5 protein-coding genes and 1 pseudogene are annotated in these 5,429 nt (G+C 33.3%); 5 read left to right on the top strand and 1 reads right to left on the bottom strand.

From position 1 onward, the window contains the following. The coding region (locus AB1414_14615) for a hypothetical protein (protein MEW6608654.1) at positions 1–485 on the top strand (485 nt) is incomplete at its 5' end. A gap of 34 nt (positions 486–519) precedes the next feature. Here AB1414_14615 and AB1414_14610 read toward each other — a convergent pair. Further along, on the bottom strand, positions 520–1,572 hold the full coding sequence (locus AB1414_14610) for a hypothetical protein (protein ID MEW6608653.1): 1,053 nt from the start codon (positions 1,570–1,572) through the stop codon (positions 520–522). 192 nt (positions 1,573–1,764) lie between these two features. On the opposite strand from AB1414_14610, the pseudogene hisI reads away from it, so the two are divergent. The 4 genes and pseudogenes from hisI (at position 1,765) to AB1414_14590 (ending at position 5,014) form a co-directional block, all read left to right on the top strand. Next, positions 1,765–2,070 (top strand): annotated as a pseudogene (gene hisI / locus AB1414_14605) (phosphoribosyl-AMP cyclohydrolase). Positions 2,071–2,098: 28 nt separating this feature from the next. Beyond that, positions 2,099–3,580 carry an anthranilate synthase component I gene (trpE, locus tag AB1414_14600; GenBank protein ID MEW6608652.1) on the top strand — a complete coding sequence of 494 codons (1,482 nt, stop codon included), beginning with the start codon at positions 2,099–2,101 and terminating at the stop codon, positions 3,578–3,580. Between the two features lie 94 nt (positions 3,581–3,674). After that, positions 3,675–3,830, top strand: coding sequence for a hypothetical protein (locus AB1414_14595; protein ID MEW6608651.1), 156 nt, complete (start codon positions 3,675–3,677; stop codon positions 3,828–3,830). 29 nt (positions 3,831–3,859) lie between these two features. After that, positions 3,860–5,014 carry a glycosyltransferase gene (locus AB1414_14590; GenBank protein ID MEW6608650.1) on the top strand — a complete coding sequence of 385 codons (1,155 nt, stop codon included), beginning with the start codon at positions 3,860–3,862 and terminating at the stop codon, positions 5,012–5,014. The last annotated feature ends 415 nt before the right edge of the window (positions 5,015–5,429 follow it).

The following is a 5,429-nucleotide window of genomic DNA, read 5'->3' as shown; positions in this document are numbered from 1 at the left end:
AAATAAAGGAGGCATTTGAAATAGCCAATACTGCGGGGATGAGTGAGAAGGAGTTAGAGATTCAATATAAGCGGCACGATTTTATCCGAATGCAAAGAGGTGCGATAGAGTTTGCCTTAAAACAAGGGTTAAAACAAGGAATAGAAAAAGGAATACAAAAAGGGTTAAAACAAGGAATAAAACAAGGAATAAAACAAGGAATACAACAAGGATTAAAACAAGGAATACAACAAGGATTAAAACAAGGATTACAAGAAGGATTACAAGAAGGATTACAACAAGGAATACAAGAAGGAATACAAGAAGGAATACAACAAGGAATACAACAAGGGTTACAACAAGGAATACAACAAGGGTTACAACAAGGCAAAATAGAAGTAGCGAAAACTCTTTTGAAATCAGGCGAGAAAGTTGAAAAAATATCCCAGGTAACGGGATTAACAATAGAGGAAATTAAGGGTATTAATTATAGTGAAAGACATTAAGGTGTCTCACGATTTGCGATGATTACCTGAATATTTACACCTGTGAACGGTTACCATTTACGGTTATTTGAATTGGAAGGAGGAAATTTTTTGCCTCTTCCTTAAAAAATAATAGTCGAGGTCTTGTTGTTCCAAAATTATACTCGGCAAAAGGTTTTTTTGTAAGAAATTCTTGAGTTTTATCGGGAGAGATGATAATTACGGGTCTGAATATTGCCTCAAAACCTGTTCTGAGTGCTTTATACATTTTTTCTAATGAAACGATTCTGGTTTCATCACCAAATTGCTCTGCAAATGAATGAGTTCCCGTTCTTATTCCTAAATATACGGTTAAATGAGTCGTATATTTTTCTGGATAATGAGTAGCATAGTACTTGCCGGTAAGTATATCTCCTGGTAAGACTAAATTAATTGCATTTTCATCTAATGGTAGATAATCTTTTTTCTCCTTCCAGAGGTCTATTGCCTTTTTCCCAGTTAGGTCTTGTTTTTGATATAAGGCATAGCCGTTATTTAACATCAATTCAACTACTTCCCAGGTGGATGATTTCCAATCACTATCATCAATTAACCCAATCTCTATTAGAAATTTATCTATGGCATCATACTCACCCAATTTGTCATACCAACTTGAATTTAATATCTGATAAATTTCAGGGGAAACTTCAGGGAAAATGTCTGGAGTCTGATTCCATGATTGAATAGTAGTATCCATTATTTCTTTAATTCTGGTAACCCGTAATGAATAATCCAGCATCTCATTTACACTTGTATAACCTAATTCTGTAGATAGTTTTTTAAACCAGACTGCATAAAGCATCTGGATAGTGGCGGTGCAATTATATTTTTCGCCATTATTTGGTATTTCATCTACTGTTAGTTTTTTCCAGAATTTACTTATGTAGATAGGAATGGTATTTTCTTCATTCTTAAGGATATGATTTGAGATATTCTCTCCTGTGGTTCGAAGTGCACCTATTTCCTGAGAATAAGAATTTAATATTATCAACACAAATGCAAGAGAAATGACATAAATAACCTTTTTGAATAAGTTGTTGTTATCTTCAATATTTTTTACTTTACCCATTTTAGATTTCCCTCTCCTTAACTATATATATCGACAAATTTATTGATTTTCTTAATAATTTTTGTTGACAATATGTGAAAATAAATGTAAAATCTATTAGGGCTTCACGAAATTATAAAGTAAATAATCGGTTAAATGGTAACTAATTACCATTCACCAGTTACCATTTACCAAACTAATGGAGGTAAATAAATGGAATTAAAATTTGATGACCGTGGATTAATCCCGGCAATAATTCAGGATGAGGCGACAAAGGACATTTTAATGCTTGCTTATATGAATAAAGAATCATTACAGAAGACCATAGAAACAGGTAAAACACATTTCTGGAGCAGGTCAAGACAATCACTCTGGTTAAAAGGAGAAACCTCCGGTCATTTTCAATTAGTTAAAGAAATCTGGTATGATTGTGATGAGGATACCTTATTGGTTAAAGTAGAACAAATAGGTAATGTGGCTTGCCATACTGGCGAGCGAAGCTGCTTTTATCGAAAATTATATCCGGCTAATCAAAAGGGGTAAATTTATGTATTATCCAACAAAAGAGGAATTTAAGCAAAAATCTAATCAGGGTAATTTGATACCCGTTTATAAAGAGATTCTCGGTGATTTAGAGACACCTGTTTCTGCATTTTATAAAATCAGTCAAAACGAAAAATACGCCTATCTTTTAGAAAGTGTAGAGAAGGGAGAAAAGTTGGGCAGATACTCATTTTTAGGTGCAAATCCTTCAATAATTTTTAAATCCAAAGGCAAGAACGGAGTGATTATTAGAGATGGTCAAGAGGAAACTTTTGATGTTGGTGAAGACCCATTAATTCAACTCAAAAAACTAATGAGTCAGTTTAAATCAGTTAAGGTTGATGGGCTACCAAGATTTTATGGAGGAGCAGTGGGTTATTTAAGTTATGATTATGTTAGATTTATTGAGAATTTGCCGGATAAAAATCCAGATGACCTTAATCTACCCGATACATTTTTTGCTATCACCGATACGATTATTATCTTTGACCACCTCCTTCAAACAATAAAAGTAGTCTCAAATGCTCACATAGACAATGACCCGGCTTTATCTTATGAGAAGGCAATGGAACAAATTGAAGGGATAATCACTAAATTACGCCAACCTTTACCAAATCCGAAATCCGAAATCCGAAATCCGAAATCCGAAATCCAATTAGAATCTAACTTTACTAAAGATGAATATGAGAAAATAGTGCGGCAGGCAAAGGAATACATCAAGGCAGGAGATATATTTCAAGTTGTCCCTTCTCAAAGGTTTAGTGGTAAGATTTATTGTGACCCTTTAACTATCTATCGTGCACTAAGAAAGATAAATCCTTCGCCTTATATGTATTATCTAAAATATGATGAGGTTGCAATTGTGGGTTCATCGCCAGAGATTTTGGTAAGATTAGAGGATGAGGAGGTAGAGACAAGACCTATTGCCGGGACCCGACCTCGAGGCAGTAATAAAGAGGCAGATAATGAATATGCTAAAGAGCTATTGGCAGACCCAAAGGAAAATGCAGAACACATTATGTTAGTTGACCTCGGTCGTAATGATATTGGTAGGGTTTGTGAATATAAATCAATTCACCTGCCTGAATTTAAAATCATAGAAAGATACTCACATGTGATGCATATTGTTACATCCGTAAAAGGAAAACTTCTACCTCAATATGATGTCTTTACTTTAATCAGGGCTTGTTTTCCGGCAGGAACAGTTACAGGTGCTCCTAAAGTCAGGGCAATGGAAATAATTGATGAGTTAGAACCCAATAGAAGGGGACCTTATGCTGGTTGTATCGGATATTTTAGTTTCTCTGGTAACTTAGATACCTGTATTACGATTAGAACTATTGTTATTAAAGATGGTAAAGCCTACCTGCAAGCTGGAGGAGGAGTTGTAGCCGATTCAAACCCAGAAACCGAATATTATGAGACAAAAAATAAACTTAAATGCTTAATTGATGCGATTGAATTGGCAGAGAAAGGATTGGAATAAATTTTGTAAGCGTTCAGGTGGTGTAACAAAAGGAGATGTGGAGATTAAGGAGATAGGGAGATATTATTAAAAAAGTAGAAACTAATAGAAATTTATGGAAATTTGTTGTTTTCCACAATCAATTTCTACCTATTTCTATAAATTTCAATCTATTTCTATTATCTTATCTCCATATCACTCTTATCTCCTTATCCCCTTTCTTACACTTTTGATATATAGCCTGAACGGTTACGAAATTTTGTTGACATAAGATAAAACTTTTGGTAAAATATCTACATAATGAGCAAAAAAGAAGGTAACATCCAAATTCGAGCAAAGCGAGAATGTTGCGAGGCAAAAAATGACCAAAAAGCAACTTCCTATCAGTCAAGAAAAAAACAACCCAAAATTTTGGAGATTGTCTCCTATTCCCCTCCAAGAACTGGCTGGAGTGTTCGAGTAGAATATGTTAAGAAACATCTTTTAGAAAAGGGATATGAATGCCAAATATTGAATATCAGCCCTGAAAGTAGAAGAATTAAAAGTGATGAGTATCTTGATGTTCAAAGTGGTTTTGATTATATTTTTAAAGTATTTAAATATTGCCTCAAAGGATATAAAATCCATATACATATGAATGGACAGTCTATCAACGGTTTTATTCTGACATTAATTAGTGAATTTATTAGTCTTTTATTTCTGAGGAGATGTATTTTAACCTTTCACGGTGGAGCAACACAATTATATTTCCCCCCCAAAAATTATTTGACAATACAAATATTTTTTGTTATATTTACTCTATCAAAGATAATTATTTGTAATGATGAACATATTAAAGAAAAGATTAAAGAATGTGGAATAAAAGGTGATAAAATTAAACCACTCCCAGCCTTTAGTAAGCAATATTTATCATATAAAGAGACAAAACTTTCAGAAGACTTAGAGATATTTATCAATCAACATAACCCAATATTATCTTCATATCTCTTTGAGAGACCTCAATTTTATATACCCGCTACATTAAGAGGTATTAAGGAGATTATTAAAGATTATCCTCATTTAGGTCTAATATTCGTTGGTCCTATTAATTATTCACAACAGACTATAAATCTCGTCCAAACACTAAATTTAGAAAGGAATATATTTTTAGGTAATAATTTGACTCATGATGAATTTTTAACTTTATTAAATCGGTCAAAGATATACCTCAGAACCCCTGACTGTGATGGTATCTGTTCCTCAGTGCTACAGGCTTTATATCTTAAGATACCGGTAATAGGTTGTGAAAATCCACTTAGACCTCAATGTGTTATTAAATATAAAGTTGGCGATGAAATCTCATTAGTAGAAAAAATAAGGTATGTTTTAAAAAATTATGATGATGTAAAAAAAAACATACAGTTACCTGAAGTTGATGATACTGTGGTTAATGAGGTAGAATTATTAATTTCATAATAATTGGTAAGCGTTCGGGATATACATCAAAAGTAACTGTTCACCGCTGTATTACCATGATGTCCTCAATAATCTTTTCTGTTATCTGATTTATTTCCATGTCTTCTGCGCGAACTCTTACGTCTCTGCGGTAAATTGCCATCTGAACAGTTACGTTTTTTATACTTGATGTTCAAGTTTTTTAAAGGTATAAAGATTTAACCGCAAAGAGCGCAAAGGAAGATTTCGCAAAGGACGCAAAGGAAGGAAAATAAGGTGGTGAACAACCTATTGCTTTGTTAAGTTTGCTGTAACTATTCAGCAATGTAGTTTCGTCATTTTTTAACTGTCTTTTTTTATCAAACCTGAAAGGTTTAAATTTTACATAACCGCAGGAGAAACCTGCGGAAACGAAACATCTACGACATCTCAACCC

The organism is bacterium (genome assembly GCA_040755795.1).
In the GTDB taxonomy this organism is placed as follows: Bacteria; UBA9089; CG2-30-40-21; order CG2-30-40-21; family SBAY01; genus JBFLXS01.
This window is presented reverse-complemented; position numbering and strand designations above follow the sequence as displayed.